This is a genomic window from Streptomyces ferrugineus (assembly GCF_015160855.1).
Classification (GTDB): domain Bacteria; phylum Actinomycetota; class Actinomycetes; order Streptomycetales; family Streptomycetaceae; genus Streptomyces; species Streptomyces ferrugineus.
Genome location: NZ_CP063373.1, coordinates 2,815,588 through 2,832,322, shown reverse-complemented (window position 1 = coordinate 2,832,322; position 16,735 = coordinate 2,815,588). Strand labels below are relative to the sequence as shown.

Below are 16,735 nucleotides of genomic sequence, written 5' to 3'. Positions count from 1 at the left end.
CGAGCCGGCCGGCTCCCGCTCAGCTCCCGTCCCGCAGGTCCTTCGGCCAGTGCGGCCTGAACTCGAGGTGGTCGTAGGTCACCACGCACCCCTCCCCCATCGGCGACTGCGTCATGAAGCCGACCAGGGCCGCGTCCGCATCTTTCTCCTCCCCCAGCGTGAACAGCCGGACGAAGGTCCAGCGCTCACCGTCCCGGGAGGCGTGGAAGGCGAAGGCCCGCCCGGTCCGGCTCACCCGCAGCCAGACCGAACTGCCCTCCACGGTGAAGGAGTTGGCGTCGTCGGAGTGCCCCCGGGTGACCACCGTGCACACGGTGGGCACGTCCGGCGAGTACTCCAGGCAGAGCTTGGCCCAGGCCCGCTCCCCGACATGGACGTAGAGCACCCCGGCGTCGAAGGCGGCGGCGAACCCGACGGTGACCCGGGCGATGAGCTGGAAGTCACCCTCGGGCGCGCCGAGAAGCCGCGGCGCGTCGGAGGCCGGGTCGAGCCCCTCGTCGGTGGGCGGCACAAAACGGTCCTGCCGGGGCCCGGCCCATCCGGAGAGCATGCCGTCCTCGTAGGCCCAGTGCCCGTCGGGGCCGTATGTGCGGAGCAGGAAAGGCAGTTCGGGGAGTTCGACGTCCATCGCCACAGTGTCTCAGGCGAAGTGTGCCAACCAAGGGGCGCGGGGCTGTATCGATATGCGGCTCCGCCGCGTGGGCGCGATCAACCACACACAACCGGCAGTCGCCGGCGCACCCGCACCCCTACGGCGAACCCGCGGAGCGCTACCGCTCCAAACGCCCGTTGAACCTGCGGGGCAGCCCCAGCGCGTTCTCGTCCCGCAGCTCCACCGGCAGCAACGCCTCGGGCGCCCCCTGATAGACGACCGGCCGCATCCACCGCTCGATCGCCGTACCGCCCACCGACGTGGACGTCGAGGTCGTCGCCGGGTAGGGCCCGCCGTGGTGCTGGGCCGGCGCGACGGCGACCCCCGTCGGCCACCCGTTGACCAGCACGCGCCCGGCCAGCGGCGTCAGTTCCGCCAGGATCTCCCCGCCCCGGCCCTCGCCCGCCGCCTCCGCGGTCGAGAGATGGACCGTCGCGGTGAGGTTGCCCGGCAGCCGGGACAGCACGGCCCGCGCCTGCGCGTCGTCGTCGTAGCGCACGACCACCGTCACCGGGCCGAAGCACTCCTCCAGGAGCAGGTCGTAGGCCCCCTCGGCGGCCAGCTTGTCGGCGGCGACCGTCAGGAACCCGGCGCTGACCGTGTGCTCACTGCCCGCACCCGGCGTCACCGGCGTCTCCACGTCCGGCAGTCCGGCGCGCTCGGCGACCCCGGCGATGAAGTTGTCCCGCATGCGGTGGTCGAGCAGGACCCCGGCGTCGGTGTCGCTGACGGCGTCCGTGAGGGACTTGACCAGGCCGTCACCGGCGGCGCCGGACGGCACCAGCACCAGGCCCGGCTTCACACAGAACTGTCCGACGCCCAGCGTCATCGAGCCGGCCAGCCCGGTGCCGATCGTCTCGCCGCGCTCGGTGGCCGCGGCCTCGGTGATCACCACGGGGTTCAGGGAGCCCAGCTCACCGTGGAAGGGGATCGGGACCGGGCGGGCGGCGGCCGCGTCGAACAGGGCGCGGCCACCGCGGACCGAACCGGTGAAGCCGGCCGCGCTGACCAGCGGGTGCTTGATCAGCTCGATGCCGGCCTCGAAGCCGTGGACGAGGCCGACGGCTCCCTCGGGGATGCCGTGCTCGGCGGCGGCCCGCCGCAGGACGGCCGCGACCAGCTCCGACAGCGCGGGGTGGTCGGGGTGGGCCTTGACGACGACCGGGCAGCCCGCGGCCAGCGCGCTCGCGGTGTCGCCGCCGGCGACGGAGAAGGCGAAGGGGAAGTTGGAGGCCGAGTAGACGGCGACGACGCCGAGGGGCACCTTGTAGCGGCGCAGGTCCGGGATCGGCGGGGTCGCGGTGTCGTCGGGGTGGTTGATGACGACGTCCAGGAAGGCGCCCTCGTCGACGATGTCCGCGAAGGCCCTGAGCTGGTAGCAGGTGCGGGCGAGTTCGCCGGTGAGGCGGACCGGGCCGAGCGCGGTCTCGGCGTCGGCGGCCTCGACGAGCTGGTCCTTGGCGCCCTGGAGCCGGTCGGCGGCGGTGCGCAGGAAGGCGGCGCGGACCGTGCGGTCGGCGAGCGAGGCACGCGCGTCGTGAGCGGCGCGGACGGCGGCGTCCACCTCCTGGGCTGTGGCCTCCACCGCAACCTGTTCACGCTGCTTCCCGGTTCGGGGGTCGACACTCCAGACTGGTGCTGCTGCCACCGCGGGTCCCTCCACACATGTATTGCCGCAGTACGGGGTCACTCACCAGGCTCGTTCGATATACTGAACGCTGTCTCTGATGATGAATGCTGTGGAGACTATATCTTCAGGTCCTCGTCGAACGAAGGGGTCAAGGGCGATGTCGGCTGGCGAGACGGGCGGCGGGGCGCAGGTCAAGTCCGCGGTACGGACGGTTGAACTGCTCGAATACTTCGCCGGGCGCCCCGGCATGCACTCCCTCGCGTCGGTCCAGGAGGCCGTCGGATACCCCAAGTCCAGTCTCTACATGCTGCTGCGCACGCTGGTCGAACTGGGCTGGGTGGAGACGGACGCGACGGGCACGCGGTACGGCATCGGCGTACGGGCGCTGCTGGTCGGCACGTCGTACATCGACGGCGACGAGGTGGTCGCGGCGGCGCGGCCCACGCTCGACCGGCTCTCCGACGACACCACCGAGACCATTCACCTGGCGCGGCTCGACGGCACGAACGTCGTCTATCTCGCCACCCGCCAGTCCCAGCACTACCTGCGCCCCTTCACCCGGGTCGGCCGCCGGCTGCCGGCGCATTCGACGTCGCTGGGCAAGGCGCTGCTGAGCACGTACACGGACGAGCAGGTCCGCAAGATGCTCCCGGAGACCCTGCCCGCGCTGACCGAGAACACGATCACCGACCGCGAGAAGCTCATCGAGGAGCTCCACCAGGTCCGCGAGCAGGGCTTCGCCGTGGACCGCGAGGAGAACACCCTCGGTCTGCGCTGCTTCGGCGTCGCGATCCCGTACCGCACCCCGGCCCGCGACGCGATCAGCTGCTCGGTCCCGGTGGCCCGGCTGACCCCCGCGCACGAACAGATGGTGAAGGACGCCCTGTTCGACGCGCGGGACCGGCTGACGCTGGCCACTCGTAGGCTCTGACCCCATGGATGTGGAACTCCGCGAGGTGCACGACAGCGATCTGCATGTCTTCTTCCGACAGCTGAACGACCCGGAGGCCCTGCGCATGGCGGCCTTCACCCCCGAGGACCCGGCCGACCGGGACGCCTTCGACGCGCACTGGAAACGGATCCGGTCCTCCTCGGACGTCCCGCGCACGATCCTGGCCGACGGCGACGTGGTGGGTAGCGCGGCCGTGTACGGGGAGCCGGGCGAGCGGGAGGTCACCTACTGGATCGACCGCGCCTACTGGGGCCGCGGTGTCGCCACGGCCGCGCTGCGGGGACTGCTCGCCGAGGTGCCCGAGCGCCCGCTGTACGCCCGGGCGGCGGCGGACAACGAGGGCTCGCTGCGGGTGTTGCGCAAGTGCGGGTTCCGGGTGACCGCGCAGGCGAGGGGCTTCGCCAACGCGCGCGGCGAGGAGATCGACGAGCTGGTCCTGGCGCTGGAGGGCTGAGCGGGCCTCCCCCGTGCGGCGGAGACGGATCACCGTCGCGCAGGAGGTGGGCGGCTGCCCTCGCGCGGGAGCGTGGAGGCATGACGCAGACACTCGCTCCCCCGCAGCCGGCGCCCACCGTCGCGGCCGGGCGGTCCCGTCGGCTGCTGCGCGCCGTCGCGATCGCCTCCTGTGTGCCGTATCTCGCGCTCAAGGCCGCCTGGATCGCCGGGAGTCACCTCGGGATCCCGCCGGGCAGCACGCTGCTGGAGCACCGGGGGAGCATGGCCGTCGCCAACGGTGTCACGGTCCTGATGGACGGCGCGGTGATCGTGCTCGCGCTGGTGCTGACCCGGCCGTGGGGGCTGCGCGTGCCCGCGTGGCTGCTCGGCCTCCCCGCATGGGTGGCCACCGGGCTGCTCGCGCCGATCATGGCCGGGTTTCCGCTCCAGCTCCTCGCCACCGCGCTCGGCGGGACGGCCGACACCGTCGGCGCTGACGGGGAGCCGTTCCTCGACTCCTGGGTCTTCGGGGTCGTCTACACGGGGTTCATCGTGCAGGGAGTCACCCTCGGCGCCCTGTTCGCGCTGTACGCCCGCGACCGCTGGGGGCGGCTGTGGCAGGGGCGGGTCTGGGAGCTTCCGGTCGGTGCCATCGGGGCGGCGCAGCGCGCGGTCGCGGCCGCGGCGGCGGTCCTCGCGGTGCCGCCCCTGACCGCCCAGGTGCTGTGGGCGTGCGGTGCCACCGCCGGGCTCGACGAGACGCTCGTCGCCGACCGGACGAGCGGCTTCCACATCATGGCGGCCCTGTCGGCCGTCTTCCTCGCCATGGCCGTCACCGGCGGTGTCCTGCTCGCCTTCCGGCGCGGCCGGACCCTGCCCGTCAAACTGCCGCTCGCGCTCGCCTGGGTCGGCTCGGCCGCGGTGGTCTGCTGGGCGGGCTGGCTGTCGCTGGCGCCGCTGACGGGCGTGGGCGACGGCCCGACGCCGGCGATGAACCTCGCCTACGCTGGCCAGATGATCGTCGGCATCCTCGTCGCCTGCCTCGGCGTCCACTTCCTCGCGGAGCGCTCCGCGAGCCGGAAGCGTCGTACGGCGTGAGCGAGTTCGTCCGTCTTCTCTTCGGACGGCGGGCGCGCCGGCGCTGGATCCATCTGATCCTCGGCGGCGCGCTCGCCATGCCGTACGTCTTCGTCGGCCAGCTCGTCGTCGGCCCCGCCACCGACTCCCGCTACGTCTTCCACGACCTGCCCCTGCAACTCCTCTCCTTCGCCGTCGGCCTGCCCCTGGCCGCTCTGACCGCCGCCCTGTTCCCGCTGACCCGGGCCCTGGAGGCGGGTGCGGTGCGGTCGCTGTGCGGGGTGGACGCCGGTCTGCTCGCCCACGGGCCGGCCCGGACGCGGGCGGCGAAGGGACGGACTGCGGCCTGGTTCACGCTGCATCTCGGGTTCGGCGGGATCATCTCGGGGATGTCGCTGGCGGTGCCGCCGTTCGCCGGGTTCCTGGCCGCGCTGCCGCTGCTGGTGTGGCTGGGCGGGGCGGAGCTGGTCGAACTCCCCGAGTCCCTCGACCACGCCTGGGTGCTGGCACTCGCGCCGGTCGCGGGCCTGGCGACGCTGGTCGCGCTGGCGGGCTGCGCGGCCGTCTCCGGAGCGCTCCTCGCCCGCTGGGCGCCCGCGCTGCTCGGGCCGACGCCGGAGGACCGGCTCGCGGCGGCCGAGGCGCGCGCCGCCGACCTCGCCGTGCGCAACCGGCTCGCGCGCGAGCTGCACGACTCCGTGGGCCACGCCCTCAGCGCCGTCACCCTCCAGGCGAGCGCGGCCCGCCGGGTCCTGGACACCGACCCGGAGTTCGTCCGCGAGGCGCTCGCCGCGATCGAGGACACGACCCGGCGCACGGTCGGCGAACTCGACGCCGTGCTCGGCGTGTTGAGGGACGGCGACGGCCCCGGCACCGCCCCCGCGCCCACCCTCCGCGCCGACCTCGGCGGACTGCTGCGCCGCACCCGCGCCTGCGGCCTGCGGGTGACCGCCGCCGTCGACGCCGACCCCGAGGCCCTGCCGCCCGTCCTCTCCCGCGAGGCCTACCGCATCGTGCAGGAGGGGCTGAGCAACGTCCTCAAGCACGCCGGCGGCCGGACGAACGTGGCGCTGCGGATCGAGATCGCCGACGGGCATCTGGAGATCACCGTCGAGAACCCCCTGGAGCACACCCCCGCCTGCCGGCCCGGCGGCGGCCACGGCCTGCGCGGCATCGCCGACCGGGCGCGGCTGCTGGGCGGGACGGCACAGGCCGGTGCCGTACAGGGGGTGTGGCGGCTGCACGTACGACTGCCCATGAAGGGACCCGCATGACGACCCAGCAGCCCGTCCGGATCGTGCTCGCCGACGACGAGCGCATGGTGCGCTCCGCGCTGCGCGCCATCCTCTCCGCCGAGCCGGACCTGGAGGTGGTCGGCGAGGCGGCGACCGGGGCGCAGGCCGTGTCGGTGGTGCGGGAGCTGCGGCCCGACGTGGTCCTGATGGACGTACGCATGCCCGAGATCGACGGCATCCGGGCCACCGAGCAGATCCTCGCCACGCTCGACGAACCGCCCCGGATCGTCGTCGTCACCACCTTCGAGAACGACTCGTATGTGTACGACGCCCTGCGCGCCGGAGCCACCGGGTTCCTGCTGAAGCGGGCGGACGCGGACGCGCTGGTCCAGGCCGTACGGCTGGTGTCGCACACCGACACCCTGCTGTTCCCGTCGGCCGTACGCGCCCTCGCGGCCGAGCACGCGCGCGCGAATCCCACGCCGCCGCCCTGGGTGGCGCGGCTCACGGCCCGCGAGAGCGACGTGCTGCGGCTGATGGCGCAGGGGCTGACCAACGCGGAGATCGCACGGCGGATGGACGTCGGCCCGGCCACCGTGAAGTCGCATGTGGCGGCGGTGCTGGCGAAGACCGGCACACGGGACCGCACCCAGGCGGTGATCGCCGCCTACGAGGCGGGCTTCATGAACGCTCGATGAGAAAACGGGGCGCAAGGGAACGTTCGCCCGCATCCTGATCGTCCTGACGAGTGGGATGAACAAGACGATCAGGCGGGCGTCCGTCTTCACGCTGCTACTGGTGTTCGCTCTGTTGATCAGGGCGACCTGGGTGCAGTTCTACGATGGCCGGGCGCTCGCGGACGACAAGGACAACCGGCGGAACACGATCGCGCTGTACAGCGAGCCGCTCGGCAACATCGTCGTGGGCGGCAGGTCGGTCACCGGCTCCGCGCGCACCGAGAGCGGCGATCTCGCGTACAAGCGGACGTACACGGACGGCTCGCTGTACGCGGCCGTGACCGGCTACAGCTCACAGGCGTTCGGGGCCACTCAGCTGGAGGGCGTCTACCGGGACCTGCTCGACGGGACCGACAACCGCCTGAAGAGCGTGCTGGACACGGTCACCAACAAGCGGGCCGATCCGGGCAATGTGATCACGACGATCGACCCGGATGTGCAGAAGGCGGCGTACGACGCGCTCGGCGAGAAGAAGGGCGCCGCCGTCGCGATCGACCCCACGACCGGGAGGATCCTGGCGGTGGTCTCCACTCCGTCGTACGACCCGTCGCGGATCACCACGGGTGACTCGGCGGCCTGGGAGGAGCTGACCAAGGACGCCGACAAGCCGATGACGAACCGTGCGCTGCGCCAGCCGCTGCCGCCGGGTTCGACGTTCAAGCTGGTCGTGGCGGCGGCCGCGCTGGAGGACGGGCTGTACTCGTCGGTGGACGAGCGCACCGAGAGCCCGGACCCGTATCCGCTGCCGCAGTCGAGCGACACCCTGGGCAACGAGAACCCGTCCGCCCCCTGCGAGAACGCCTCGATCCGGGTCGCGCTGCAGTACTCGTGCAACAACGTCTTCGGGAAGATGGCCGTCGACCTGGGCCAGGACAAGGTCAGGGAGATGGCCGAGAAGTTCGGCTTCAACGACGACGCGCAGGATGTGCCGGTGCGGGCGTACACCAGCGTGTACCCCTCCGACATGGACAAGGCGCAGACCGCCCTGTCCGGCATCGGCCAGTTCGACGTCACCGCGACCCCGCTGCAGATGGCCATGGTGTCCGCCGCCATAGTCAACGGCGGCAAGCTGGTCTCGCCGCACATGGTGTCTCAGATCACCAACAGCGGTGGGGATGTGCTGGAGAACTACGACGACCAGGCCGACACCGAGGAGATCGTCAGCTCCGACACGGCCGAGCAGCTCCAGTCGGCGATGCGGACGGTCGTGGCGGACGGCACGGGCACGAACGCCCAGATCTCCGGCGCGACGGTCGGCGGCAAGACCGGCACGGCCCAGCACGGCGAGAACAACAGCAAGACCCCGTACGCCTGGTTCACGTCCTACGGCAAGGCCGACGGCAAGGAGGTCGCGGTGGCGGTGCTCGTCGAGCAGTCGGACGCGGCGCGTTCGGAGGTCAGCGGCAACGGGCTGGCGGCACCGGTGGCCAAGGCGATGATGCGAGCGGCGCTCAGGTAGCGCCCCTTACTGACTTCAGTTCGTCGGGGTGAATCTTTGCGAAGACCCTGATGGGTGTGGGGGGCGGCTGTATCCGTGTGGTGTGAGACATGCGGATGGGGGCGGGCTGACCCCTGCGGGACGGTGGTCGTGAGGCTCTGGCTTCCCGCGGCCCGGGGGGATCGCGTGGCCGGCTGTCCCCGCGCGGTCCGGAGAGACTGGCCGCGTACCTCGATGAGGACGCGGCCGCCCACAACTGGGTGGAGGACCAGGTGTGGACCACATCGAGGGTGGCCACGCCGATCGGCAGGAAGTCCCCCTGCAGCGTCTCCGGCGCCACGCGGCTGATGCACCGGCCTTGGCTTCAGCCCGCAGGTCCCTGCACGCAGGTCGCCGAGCGCGACGAGCGGGCCGTGACCTCGTGGAAGGAGGCGACCTGGACGGAGGTAGAAGGGCGCGGTCGCGCCCTGCGCCCCGGGCGGCCTGCGGGTGCCGCAACTGCTTCGAGGACGAAGCAGGGTTCACCCGGAAGCCGCCACCGGGACGAACCCTGCAGCCGGCGAGGGCGCACCCCGGTCGTGACCGTCAGCGGGCGCCGCTCAGGGCGCCTGTCGGCGGCCGGGCTGATCGCGACACGGCCGCTCGCGCACCCGGCCGTGTCACCGGCTGCGCACCCACCGCCCATGCAGCAGCACACACCGCAGCATGGGCGAGCGGGACTTCATCGCGCTCATCGACGGCGCCCACCAGCTCGTCAAGGCACCGATCGTGCTGTTTTGGGACCGTCTGAACACCCACGCCTCCCACGCCATGCGCGAACTGACCGCCGAGCGGGAGCGGTTGACGGTGTTCCCGCTCCCCGCCTACCCGCCCGGTCTCAACCCGTCGAGCGGAGATGGGCACACGTCAAGCGGAGCCTGGCCAACCTCGCCGTGCTCACGCTCGACCGGCTCGAAGCCCTCGCCCGTAACCGGCTCAAGCGCCTTCAGCACCGGCCCGACACCCTCGACGGCTTCATAGCCGGCACCGGCCTGACTCTCAACGGACCCACATCACCTTGACGAGCCGAAGCCAACCACGCCCACTCAGGCGGTGATGCGGTTGAAGTTGTTCCAGCCGTGGCCGATCTGACGGGCACTGCCATACGGAGTACCGTCGTCACGGACGAAGTTGTTGGAATACAGCCACATCGTGCCGTCGGACTTCGTCGCCACCAGGTCGGTGAACCCATCCCCGGTCGCGTCCGCCGCGATGATGCGGTTGAAGTTGTTCCAGCCCTGGCCGATCTGACGGGCACTGCCATACGGAGTACCGTCGTCACGAACAAAGTTGTTGGAATACAGCCACATCGTGCCGTCGGACTTCGTCGCCACCAGGTCGGTGAACCCATCCCCGGTCGCGTCCGCCGCGATGATGCGGTTGAAGTTGTTCCAGCCCTGGCCGATCTGACGGGCACTGCCATACGGAGTACCGTCGTCACGGACGAAGTTGTTGGAATACAGCCACATCGTGCCGTCGGACTTCGTCGCCACCAGGTCGGTGAACCCATCCCCGGTCGCATCGGCCGCGATGATGCGGTTGAAGTTGTTCCAGCCCTGGCCGATCTGACGGGCACTGCCATACGGAGTACCGTCGTCACGAACGAAGTTGTTGGAATACAGCCACATCGTGCCGTCGGACTTCGTCGCCACCAGGTCGGTGAACCCATCCCCGGTCGCATCCGCCGCGATGATGCGGTTGAAGTTGTTCCAGCCCTGGCCGATCTGACGGGCACTGCCATACGGAGTACCGTCGTCACGCAGGAAGTTGTTCGAATACAGCCACATCGTGCCGTCGGACTTCGTCGCCACCAGGTCGGAGAACGAGTCACCCGTCACGCTGTGGGTGGTCCTTCCGGGCTCCTCCCACGTCCACCAGCTTGTCTGCTTGAGGGCACCAGCCCAGCTGAGACTGACGTGGATGTGGTCCCTGTGCGGATTGTCGCCGTTGTACTCCCGCCACCCGTCGTCGGCTTGGCTCGACGACCAGATCCGGTCGTTCCAGATCAGGTACATGACCCCGAGCCGCCGGGCGTTGGCGTGCTTGTTGCCGTACTTGTCCGTCTTCAGCAGCCAGGTGAGGATGTCCTCGGCGATGGCGCGCTCACCGGAGTCGTAGTAGTTGAGCATGTAGTCCAGCGCACGGCCTTCCTTGTGCTCACTCGTGCCACCGCTGTCGCAGGCGCGGGTGAAGTAGGAAGTGTGAGAGCCGTACGCATCGTTGAGCAGGTCCCGGAGACCCACAGTGCCCGGCTTGACGGCCGGATCACAGGTGTCCTGGGGGTCGTTGGCGGCATACGCGTCGATGGCCCGCCCGAAGTCCGGGGTGGACGGCGCGGCCGACGCGGGCGTCGCCACGAGGATCGTCGCCGCGGCGACGACGAGCCCCATCATCCAGGCTGTCAGCGCGGCGGCCGGCCGCCGCCGGCTCCGTGGGTGCGGACCGGCGGACGGTATGGAGTCCGTCTGGGGTCTTGCTCTCGTTCTGAACACGGCACTCCTTAGGTCGAGTCTTCCGGGAGGGCGTGCCGGCAGGTTCGCCTGGTGATGTGCACGGTGCCCCCCGTTGAGTTCGTTGCCTTGGTTCTGTGCTGACGCGCTCGTCGCCACGGATCCGGCTGCTGACTGTGCAACTCGCCATGCACCGGCCTTGCGGCATCCGACGGCACAGTCTGGGGTGCCTTCGCCATGTGGGGGCACCTACAACGTTGCAGGGTGCTTGTTGCCGCGTGGAGATCGGGATGCTGACCGTCCGCGGGCGCATGCTGCCGGAAGCTCCGCTCCTCAGGTTCAGAAGCAGGGTCTGCTACAGGTCCCAACAGGGTTGCCCTGAACAGGAAACGAGGATGAAGTGGCGCCACCGAGCATGTACTCGCCGGAGTTCCGTGAAGAAGCAGTCCAGATCCCGCTGAGGGGCGGGCGCGCCTCAAGGAGCTCGAACGGCGCAACCGTGAACTGGAGATGGAAGTGACATGCCGACAGCACCTACGGCTACCGACGCGTTCACGCCCAGTTGCGCCGCTGGGACATTGCCGCGGTCCTGGAGTTGGTCCGCCACCTCATGCGTGAGCTGGGCCTGGAGCCCTGCCAGCCGAAGCCGAGACGCTTCAACCTCACGCAGGGTGCGCCGCGTTCGGTACCGGACTTCGCCGGCCGGAACTTTACCGCCGACGCACCAGGTGAAAAGCTCGTCGGCGATATCACTTATATAGCCACAGCAGAAGGTTGGCTGTATCTTGCGGCTGTCCTCGACTGCAACGCCTTCACTCGGCGGTGGTTTACGGCTCTCCGCGCGAAGTACACGCCACTGACCGCCGCCGGGGCCCGCCGCCATGGGCGCGCCGGAGGCGGCCTCGGACTGCCGGCAACAGACGAGCATGAGGAAGTCATCGACGCCCAAGACCATGGCGTGGTTGGCTTCGGCTCGTCAAGGTGATGTGGGTCCGTTGAGAGTCAGGCCGGTGCTGAAGGCGCTTGAGCCGGTTACGGGCGAGGGCTTCGAGCCGGTCGAGCGTGAGCACGGCGAGGTTGGCCAGGCTCCGCTTGACGTGTGCCCATCTCCGCTCGACGGGTTGAGACCGGGCGGGTAGGCGGGGAGCGGGAACACCGTCAACCGCTCCCGCTCGGCGGTCAGTTCGCGCATGGCGTGGGAGGCGTGGGTGTTCAGACGGTCCCAAAACAGCACGATCGGTGCCTTGACGAGCTGGTGGGCGCCGTCGATGAGCGCGATGAAGTCCCGCTCGCCCATGCTGCGGTGTGTGCTGCTGCATGGGCGGTGGGTGCGCAGCCGGTGACACGGCCGGGTGCGCGAGCGGCCGTGTCGCGATCAGCCCGGCCGCCGACAGGCGCCCTGAGCGGCGCCCGCTGACGGTCACGACCGGGGTGCGCCCTCGCCGGCTGCAGGGTTCGTCCCGGTGGCGGCTTCCGGGTGAACCCTGCTTCGTCCTCGAAGCGGTTGCGGCACCCGCAGGCCGCCCGGGGCGCAGGGCGCGACCGCGCCCTTCTACCTCCGTCCAGGTCGCCTCCTTCCACGAGGTCACGGCCCGCTCGTCGCGCTCGGCGACCTGCGTGCAGGGACCTGCGGGCTGAAGCCAAGGCCGGTGCATCAGCCGCGTGGCGCCGGAGACGCTGTAGGGGACTTCCTGCCGATCGGCGTGGCCACCCTCGATGTGGTCCACACCTGGTCCTCCACCCAGTTGTGGGCGGCCGCGTCCTCATCGAGGTACGCGGCCAGTCTCTCCGGACCGCGCGGGGACAGCCGGCCACGCGATCCCCCCGGGCCGCGGGAAGCCAGAGCCTCACGACCACCGTCCCGCAGGGGTCAGCCCGCCCCCATCCGCATGTCTCACACCACACGGATACAGCCGCCCCCCACACCCATCAGGGTCTTCGCAAAGATTCACCCCGACGAACTGAAGTCAGTAAGGGGCGCGGGGAACTGCGCGACCAGCCACGGACAACCCGCAGCCGATCGCGCAGCGTTCCTCACTTCACCCCTAGAACCTGCTCGATCGGGTCGATGGCGAAGTACACGACGAACAGGGCCGACGTCCCCCACAGCAGCCAGTGGATGTCCTTCGCCTTGCCCAGCACCAGCTTGATCACTACATAGGCAAGAAAACCCGCCCCGATCCCGTTGGTGATCGAGTACGTGAACGGCATCACGGCGATGGTGAGGAACGCCGGGATGGCTATCTCGTACTTGTCCCAGTCGATGTACTTGACCTGGGTCATCATCAGGAAGCCGACGGCGACCAGGGCGGGGGCGGCCGCCTGGAGCGGGACGATGGTGAGCAGCGGGGTCAGGAACAGCGCCAGGGCGAAGAGGCCGCCGGTGATCAGGTTGGAGAAGCCGGTGCGCGAGCCCTCGCCGACGCCCGCCGCCGACTCGATGTAGGACGTGGCGGAGGAGGACGAGGCCGCGCCGCCCGCGACCGCCGCGGCGCCGTCGATCAGCAGCACCCGGCCGAGGTTCGGCACCTTGCCCCGCTCGTCGAGCAGGCCGGCCTCCGCGCTGATGCCGACGACCGTGCCCATGGTGTCGAAGAAGTCGGACAGCACCAGCGTGAAGATCAGCAGGACGACGGTGATGGCCGTGGTCTGGCCGAACGCGCCGAACAGGCTGAAGTCGCCGAGGAGTCCGAAGTCGGGGGTGTCGACGATCTTGTCGGGCCACGCGGGTGTGGTCAGGCCCCAGACCTTGATGTCGGCGATCGAGTTGATGATCATCGCCACGATGGTCATGGCCACGATGCTGATGAGGATGGCGCCCTTCACCTTGCGGGCGAGCAGCGCGATCGTCAGCAGGACTCCGAGGCAGAACACGAGGATCGGCCACCCGGTGAGCTGCCCGGTGCCGCCCATCTGAACCGGCACGGTGGTGTTCGCGGCGTCCGGGATCCGGCTGACGAACCCGGCGTCGACGAAGCCGATGAAGGCGATGAACAGGCCGATGCCGACACTGATGGCCTGCTTGAGCGGTTGCGGGATGGCGTGCATGACCGCCTCGCGCAGCCCGGTCACCACCAGCACACAGATCAGCAGGCCCTCGAGGACGATCAGGCCCATCGCGTCGTCCCACGACATCAGCGGGGCGATCTGGAAGGCGACGACGGCGTTGAGGCCGAGGCCGGCGGCGAGCGCGAGCGGGAGGTTGCCGCCGACGCCCATGATGACCGTCATGACGGCGGCCACCAGGGCGGTGGCGGTGGTGAGTTGGACGGCGTCGAGCTGATGGCCGAACTTGTCCTTCGCGCTGCCGAGGATGATGGGGTTCAGGACAAGGATGTAGGCCATCGTGAAGAACGTGGCGAAACCGCCCCGTATCTCACGGGCGAAGGTGGATCCCCGCTCCGAGATCTTGAAGTACCGGTCGACGCTGTTCACGTGGCTCCTTGTTGCCTGATGGATCGGTGTGCGGATGCTGGCTGGATTGTTCCTGCGTTGAACCTGTTTCAGGTTTTCTCCGTGTTACGGAATCAGCGCTGCTCAACGTACGGCCCGCCACACCACGTTCGAAGCCCCGTACGAAACACGTAATCGATCACTGCTACGCTTCCGGATCTCGACCGGACGATCTCCGGACGATCACATGTCATTCACACGCCACTCACCAGGCTGGAGAGGTCGCCCGTGGGCAGAGTCGTCGATGACGCCTCCTCCGTGGAGTTCCATGCCTTCTTCGAGCGCCACTACGCCGAACTCTCGCGCCTGGCCCATCTGCTGACGGGTGAGGCGGACGCCGCCGACGATCTGGCCGCGGACGCGCTGCTGGCGCTGTGGCACCGCTGGGACCGGGTGCGCGCGGCCGACCATCCGGTGGCGTACGCCCGCGGGGTCGTGGCCAATCTGGCCCGCACCAGGATCCGCAGCGCGGTCCGGGAGCGGCGGCGGGTCGCCCTGTTCTGGTCGCAGCGCGAGGAGAAGACCGAGAACCCGGACGTGGCGGGCGTCGTCGACGTCCAGGAGGCGTTGCGTAGACTTCCGTTCCGCAAACGCGCCTGTGTGGTGCTGCGGCACGCCTTCGACCTGTCCGAGAAGGACACCGCGCTCGCCCTGGGCATCTCGGTCGGTACGGTGAAGAGCCAGACGTCGAAGGGGATGGCCGAGCTGCAACGGCTGCTCGGCACCCGGCAGGCGCCGCTGAAGGTGCACGCCGCGGCGATGGCGCGCACCGGGCACGCCGAAGGAAGGGACCGATGATGCGGCGGGACGTGCACGACGATCTGCGCGCCCGGCTGCACGAGGCGGCCGAGGCGCACGAGCCCGACCGCGCGCGGATCCTGGCCCGCGTCGAGCGCGGCATGGCCGAACAGGCCCGCCCCGACCACCGGGCGACGCGGCCGCCGGTGTACGGCTGGGTCCGGGTGGTGACCGCCACCGCCGCGGTGGCCGGTGTGCTCGCGGTCGGCGGCTACGCGGTGGCGTCCGCCGTGAAGGAGGACACCCCGCAGCAGTCGGTGGCCACCTCGCCGACGCCCACCCCGTCGCCGGACGCGACGAGCCGCGCGCCGGTGCCGCCCGCCCCGCCGGCGGACCCGACGCCGCAGCGGACCCCGGAGTCCGGGCGGACCACGAAGCCGCCGGCGCCGAAGCCGAGCGCGCCGCCCGCCGCCGGGGGCGAGGAGGACGGTCCGCTGTGGTCGGACGGCTCGGTGGACCCGCACAGCAACGACTTCTGGGCGCAGAGCAATCTGACGCTCAAGACCAGCGAGCAACTCACCGCGCTCACCGTGCGGTTGAAGGTCGCCCAGACCGGCGGGGTCACCTCGACCGGCGCCTGGCGCTCACTGCCGGAGGACGACTTCGCCCTCACGGTCGAGGAGAAGGACGGCTTCGTCGTCTACACCTGGGTGCTCAAGGAGGGCCGTACGGTCCGCGCGGGCGAGTGGGTGTTCGCGGGGCAGTACGACCATGAGCGCGGCGGCCGGGACGCCAAGGACGACAGCTACGCGATGACGGCCACGGCAGGCGGCGAACAGCTCTCCGTGGCGGGCGACTTCGCGGGCCAGGACGACAACTCCGACACGGACGAAGGGGATTCGTAGAAAAATCCCGAGGACGCGGCAACCCATCCTTCACCGGGGGCGACCAGGAGTCACAAGGTCCCCCACTCAAGGAATCGGGTAATGACAGCACGAGCCGAACAGCGCGTCAGCCACCGCCGCAGGGTCACCAAGCGACGGGCGCTGATCGCCGGAGTCTCCGCCCTCGGCGTCACCGGTGCCGCGATCGTCACCACGACGCTCATGTCCAGCGCCGGTGCCGCCGCGTCCTGGCCGACGGCGAACGGCAGCAAGCCGGTGTCGAAGACGATCCCCGTGTCGGGCACCTACGACGGCAAGATGGCGAAGTTCTACGGCACCGGAGACCTGGGCGGCGGCGGCCAGGAGGAGGGCCAGGACCCGATCTTCGAGCTGGCCGACGGCGCGGTCCTGAAGAACGTCGTCATCGGCAGCCCGGCCGCGGACGGCGTCCACTGCAAGGGCTCCTGCACCCTGCAGAACGTGTGGTGGCTGGACGTCGGCGAGGACGCGGCCACCTTCAAGGGCAAGTCGTCGTCGGCGGTGTACAAGGTCTACGGCGGCGGCGCGAGGAACGCCGACGACAAGGTCCTCCAGTTCAACGGCGCGGGCAAGCTGGTCGTCTCCAAGTTCCAGGTGCAGAACTTCGGCAAGCTGGTGCGGTCCTGCGGCAACTGCTCCACGCAGTACAAGCGCACGATCATCATCAACGACGTGGACGTCACCGCGCCCGGCAACTCGATCGTCGGCATCAACTCCAACTACGGCGACACGGCGGCGCTGCGCAAGGTCCGCATCCACGGCGACGGCGGCAAGAAGATCAAGACCTGCACCCGCTTCGAGGGCAACAGCAGCGGCAAGGAGCCGAAGGAGATCGGCACCGGCCCCGACGGAACCTCCTGCAACTTCTCGTCATCTGACATCACGTACCAGTGAGTACGCTGGTGATGAACCTGCCGGCCTGAGCCCCCCTCGACCGGCAGCACGGAACGCCCCGCCGGTGACGACCGGCGGGGCG

14 protein-coding genes and 2 pseudogenes are annotated in these 16,735 nt (G+C 70.2%); 11 read left to right on the top strand and 5 right to left on the bottom strand.

Annotation, left to right across the window (positions count from 1 at the left end; all coding sequences use genetic code 11):
* Positions 1–19 precede the first annotated feature (19 nt).
* Together IM697_RS12890 and IM697_RS12885 are read right to left on the bottom strand one after the other, a co-directional pair.
* Positions 20–628: a DUF1349 domain-containing protein gene (locus IM697_RS12890; protein ID WP_194047701.1), complete on the bottom strand. Its 609-nt coding sequence runs from the start codon at positions 626–628 to the stop codon at positions 20–22.
* A 142-nt stretch (positions 629–770) separates the two neighbouring features.
* Entirely contained in the window at positions 771–2,237 is a 1,467-nt protein-coding gene (locus IM697_RS12885) for an aldehyde dehydrogenase (NADP(+)) (RefSeq protein ID WP_265582743.1), read from the bottom strand.
* 202 nt (positions 2,238–2,439) lie between these two features.
* On the opposite strand from IM697_RS12885, the gene IM697_RS12880 reads away from it, so the two are divergent.
* The 7 genes and pseudogenes from IM697_RS12880 to IM697_RS46095 all read left to right on the top strand — a co-directional run.
* A complete protein-coding gene (locus tag IM697_RS12880) occupies positions 2,440–3,213 on the top strand; it encodes an IclR family transcriptional regulator (protein ID WP_004002235.1) in 774 nt (257 codons plus the stop codon).
* A gap of 4 nt (positions 3,214–3,217) precedes the next feature.
* Positions 3,218–3,688: a GNAT family N-acetyltransferase gene (locus tag IM697_RS12875; RefSeq protein ID WP_194047697.1), complete on the top strand. Its 471-nt coding sequence runs from the start codon at positions 3,218–3,220 to the stop codon at positions 3,686–3,688.
* An 80-nt stretch (positions 3,689–3,768) separates the two neighbouring features.
* Positions 3,769–4,767 carry a hypothetical protein gene (locus IM697_RS12870; RefSeq protein ID WP_194047695.1) on the top strand — a complete coding sequence of 333 codons (999 nt, stop codon included), beginning with the start codon at positions 3,769–3,771 and terminating at the stop codon, positions 4,765–4,767.
* Positions 4,764–6,020 carry a sensor histidine kinase gene (locus tag IM697_RS12865; protein ID WP_194047693.1) on the top strand — a complete coding sequence of 419 codons (1,257 nt, stop codon included), beginning with the start codon at positions 4,764–4,766 and terminating at the stop codon, positions 6,018–6,020. Before IM697_RS12870 ends, IM697_RS12865 begins: the two co-directional genes overlap by 4 nt.
* Entirely contained in the window at positions 6,017–6,679 is a 663-nt protein-coding gene (locus tag IM697_RS12860; protein WP_194047691.1) for a response regulator, read from the top strand. Before IM697_RS12865 ends, IM697_RS12860 begins: the two co-directional genes overlap by 4 nt.
* 55 nt (positions 6,680–6,734) lie before the next feature.
* Positions 6,735–8,177 (top strand): peptidoglycan D,D-transpeptidase FtsI family protein, encoded by a 1,443-nt coding sequence (locus tag IM697_RS12855; protein WP_194047689.1) that lies wholly within the window; start codon positions 6,735–6,737, stop codon positions 8,175–8,177.
* A 116-nt stretch (positions 8,178–8,293) separates the two neighbouring features.
* Positions 8,294–9,217 (top strand): annotated as a pseudogene (locus IM697_RS46095) (winged helix-turn-helix domain-containing protein); the annotation flags it as partial.
* Positions 9,218–9,241: 24 nt separating this feature from the next.
* Here the strand turns inward: IM697_RS46095 and IM697_RS12845 are convergent.
* Positions 9,242–10,804 carry a VldE C-terminal domain-containing protein gene (locus IM697_RS12845; RefSeq protein ID WP_194047687.1) on the bottom strand — a complete coding sequence of 521 codons (1,563 nt, stop codon included), beginning with the start codon at positions 10,802–10,804 and terminating at the stop codon, positions 9,242–9,244.
* A gap of 451 nt (positions 10,805–11,255) precedes the next feature.
* Here IM697_RS12845 and IM697_RS12840 point away from each other — a divergent pair, with 451 nt between their 5' ends.
* Positions 11,256–11,630, top strand: a complete 375-nt coding sequence (locus IM697_RS12840; protein WP_265582717.1) for a hypothetical protein — start codon at positions 11,256–11,258, stop codon at positions 11,628–11,630.
* On the opposite strand, the pseudogene IM697_RS46090 reads toward IM697_RS12840, so the two are convergent.
* Together IM697_RS46090 and IM697_RS12830 are read right to left on the bottom strand one after the other, a co-directional pair.
* Positions 11,581–12,509, bottom strand: a pseudogene (locus tag IM697_RS46090) (winged helix-turn-helix domain-containing protein); the annotation flags it as partial. The gene IM697_RS12840 and the pseudogene IM697_RS46090 sit on opposite strands and share 50 nt — an antisense overlap.
* Positions 12,510–12,679: 170 nt before the next feature.
* On the bottom strand, positions 12,680–14,080 hold the full coding sequence (locus IM697_RS12830) for an NCS2 family permease (protein ID WP_194047683.1): 1,401 nt from the start codon (positions 14,078–14,080) through the stop codon (positions 12,680–12,682).
* 246 nt (positions 14,081–14,326) lie between these two features.
* Here IM697_RS12830 and IM697_RS12825 point away from each other — a divergent pair, with 246 nt between their 5' ends.
* From IM697_RS12825 to IM697_RS12815, 3 genes are all read left to right on the top strand, one after another.
* The gene (locus IM697_RS12825) at positions 14,327–14,896 is read left to right on the top strand and encodes a SigE family RNA polymerase sigma factor (protein ID WP_194047681.1); all 570 of its coding nucleotides are present in this window, start codon (positions 14,327–14,329) and stop codon (positions 14,894–14,896) included.
* Entirely contained in the window at positions 14,893–15,741 is an 849-nt protein-coding gene (locus tag IM697_RS12820; protein ID WP_194047679.1) for a hypothetical protein, read from the top strand. Before IM697_RS12825 ends, IM697_RS12820 begins: the two co-directional genes overlap by 4 nt.
* 81 nt (positions 15,742–15,822) lie before the next feature.
* Positions 15,823–16,653 (top strand): pectate lyase, encoded by an 831-nt coding sequence (locus tag IM697_RS12815; protein WP_194047677.1) that lies wholly within the window; start codon positions 15,823–15,825, stop codon positions 16,651–16,653.
* The last annotated feature ends 82 nt before the right edge of the window (positions 16,654–16,735 follow it).

Bases quoted from the DNA above. Each gene is read 5' to 3' on its own strand.
- IM697_RS12890 (WP_194047701.1), bottom strand. From the start codon at position 628: ATGGACGTCGAACTCCCCGAACTGCCTTTCCTGCTCCGCACATACGGC.
- IM697_RS12880 (WP_004002235.1), top strand. From the start codon at position 2,440: ATGTCGGCTGGCGAGACGGGCGGCGGGGCGCAGGTCAAGTCCGCGGTA.
- IM697_RS12875 (WP_194047697.1), top strand. From the start codon at position 3,218: ATGGATGTGGAACTCCGCGAGGTGCACGACAGCGATCTGCATGTCTTC.
- IM697_RS12870 (WP_194047695.1), top strand. From the start codon at position 3,769: ATGACGCAGACACTCGCTCCCCCGCAGCCGGCGCCCACCGTCGCGGCC.
- IM697_RS12860 (WP_194047691.1), top strand. From the start codon at position 6,017: ATGACGACCCAGCAGCCCGTCCGGATCGTGCTCGCCGACGACGAGCGC.
- IM697_RS12855 (WP_194047689.1), top strand. From the start codon at position 6,735: ATGAACAAGACGATCAGGCGGGCGTCCGTCTTCACGCTGCTACTGGTG.
- IM697_RS12840 (WP_265582717.1), top strand. From the start codon at position 11,256: ATGCGTGAGCTGGGCCTGGAGCCCTGCCAGCCGAAGCCGAGACGCTTC.
- IM697_RS12820 (WP_194047679.1), top strand. From the start codon at position 14,893: ATGATGCGGCGGGACGTGCACGACGATCTGCGCGCCCGGCTGCACGAG.
- IM697_RS12815 (WP_194047677.1), top strand. From the start codon at position 15,823: ATGACAGCACGAGCCGAACAGCGCGTCAGCCACCGCCGCAGGGTCACC.